This window comes from Streptomyces alkaliphilus (assembly GCF_014141535.1).
GTDB lineage: Bacteria > Actinomycetota > Actinomycetes > Streptomycetales > Streptomycetaceae > Streptomyces > Streptomyces alkaliphilus.
Genome location: NZ_VKHT01001045.1, coordinates 1 through 1,687, shown reverse-complemented (window position 1 = coordinate 1,687; position 1,687 = coordinate 1). Strand labels below are relative to the sequence as shown.

1 protein-coding gene is annotated in these 1,687 nt (G+C 77.2%); it reads right to left on the bottom strand.

Going from position 1 to position 1,687, the window contains the following annotated elements:
- Positions 1–45: 45 nt before the first annotated feature.
- Positions 46–1,687 (bottom strand): glycosyltransferase family 4 protein (locus FNQ90_RS22250; protein WP_182607982.1); only part of this gene is annotated, 1,642 nt, incomplete at its 5' end.

Here is a 1,687-nt window from a genome sequence, read left to right as displayed (position 1 = left end):
GGGCAGGCGGGGCCGGGCGGGAGGGGAATCGGCCGACCCCGGCGGTCAACCGGCCGGGACGACGGCCCGGAGGGTGATCAGGGAGCGGTACTCCCGGGCGAGCCGCTCGGCGGTGGCGGTGACGGAGTAGCGGCGGCGCACGGTCAGCCGACCGCGTTCGGCCATCTCCCGGCGCTCCGGCTCGCTCAGGGCCGCCAGCCGGGACAGCCCCGCCCCCAGCGAGGCGACCGAGGAGGTGTCCAGGAGGATGCCGTTCACCCCGTCGCGGATGTAGTGCGGGACGCCGCCGACGCGGGGGCCGGCGGCGGGCAGGCCGGCGGCCATCGCCTCCAGGATCGCGAGCCCGAACTCCTCCTTGGCGCTGGAACAGACGTAGTGGGCGCGCATCCCTCCCGTCTGGTCGGCCAGGCCCTCCTCCAGCAGCCGCACCTCCCGGTTGGGCAGGGCCGGTATCAGGGCGATCCGGGCGGCGGCCTCCGGCACCCGGGCCAACAGGTCGGTGACGCGCTCCCGCACGGCGACCTCCGCGGGTGAGGGGCGGTGGGGGTCGCCACCGATGAGGACGAGGGCGGTGTCGCGGTGGAGCCCCGAGGCGAGCCAACCGGCCACCAGCAGGTCCTGTTGTTTGACCGGGTGCAGCCGGCCGACGTTCAGCAGCAGCGGCAGGGACCGGGCGGCGGGGTCGAGGGCGTCCGGCCCGGGATCCCGACCGAACAGCGACTCCACCAGGCGACGGCGCTCCCGCCGGTCGCTCGCCCGGGAGCGCAGGAGCGGGATGCCCTCCGGCGGTGCCGCCAGGGGACGTCCGCGATGACCGTCCTCCACCTGCGGGAAGTACCGGACCAGCTCCTCGATGCCGCCGCCGCGACCGGGGATGGCGACCACCGCGTCGGCCCGGGCGACCAGCCGGTCGGCGACGAAGACGCGGTGCAGGTCCTGGCGCAGGGCCTCGGCACCGGCGGGGTCGCCGGGCGCTCCGGGGCCGGAGTGGCGGGCGACCAGCCGACGGTGCGGATCGGGGGTGGCGGTGAACACCAGCCGGAGACCCAACCGGCGGGCGGCCTCCGCCACGGCCAACGCCCCGTCATCGGCCCACCGGACGTGGACGACGGCGGGTGAACCGCCCACCCGGGCCAGGACCCGGGCGGTCCACCAGGCGAGGTCGGCGCGGTGCTCGCCCATCTCCTCGGAAACCGGCCGGTGGGGGGTGTCGATGGGAAGCCGCAGCACCCAATGGCCCTCACCGTGACGGTGGGACAACCGGTCCTCGGCGTGCAGGTCCCCGTGATCCGCGGTGACCGGGGTGAGGACGCGCGCGACACCGCCGCAGCCGGCCAGGGCGTCCCCCAGTCCTTCGAGGAGTACTCCGAGGCCCCCGCCGGAACCCCGGCCGGGGGCGCCCAACCGGCCCTGGAGCATGGGCTGCACGACGACCACCCCGTCCCGCCGGGGGGCGCGCGGCACGGGCAGTGCGCGGGCGAAGAGGGCCGCGGCAGGATGGGCGGCCCCGGCGAGGCGGTACCAGACGGCGGAGAGCAGCAGTCGCTCGTAGGGGTCCTCGACGGTGCCGGGGGCGGGCAGCAGCGGCGCGGCGTCGGGCAGGCCGGAGAGGTGACGCCAGGCGGCGTGCCGCAGGACACGGAGCGGATCGCGGCCGGGGGCCGCCGGATACCGGGCGCCCCGGGGG